The following is a 490-nucleotide window of genomic DNA, read 5'->3' as shown; positions in this document are numbered from 1 at the left end:
GCGATCCGCCACGTGCCCGCCGTCGCGCGCTCCCTCCGCGGCACGCCCGCCGCCGGCACGCGCGTCGTCCGCTTCCCCGCCGGCGGCCAGCAGGGCGTCCCCCTCGACGTCGCCGTGTGGACGCCGCCCGGGCACGACCGCTCGGCGACCGGATCCCCCGTGCTCGTCGTCCTCGCGCGTCACGACGGCGACTGGCTGCCGTCGACGCTCGCGAAGGACCTGCGCGCGGTCGTCGTGACCATGGCGCCCGATGACGACGCGCAGGCGCTCGCCGGGCTCTCGTGGATCGCCTCGCACGCGGCCGGCTGGAACGGCACGCCGGAGCGGCTCGGGATCCTCGGCGACGGCCCGGGCGCCGACCGCGCCCTCCGCATCACCGCGCTCGCCCGCGACGCCGACGGTCCGGCCGTGCTGCGGCTCGTGCTCGTCAGCCCCAGCGGCGACGTGCCGACCGGCAGGGCCGCCGACCGGCAGGGCCACGGGCACGAGC

The 490-nt window shown here is 79.4% G+C and carries 1 protein-coding gene; it reads left to right on the top strand.

What is annotated here, in order from left to right; genetic code table 11:
- On the top strand, nt 1-490 hold a 490-nt coding region (locus DZG00_RS16420), incomplete at both ends, for an alpha/beta hydrolase fold domain-containing protein (RefSeq protein WP_147360108.1).

Source organism: Clavibacter lycopersici, from assembly GCF_003576405.1.
Taxonomy (GTDB): Bacteria; Actinomycetota; Actinomycetes; order Actinomycetales; family Microbacteriaceae; genus Clavibacter; species Clavibacter lycopersici.
Note: the sequence above shows the minus strand (reverse complement) of the source record. Positions and strands in the feature narration are given on the sequence as shown.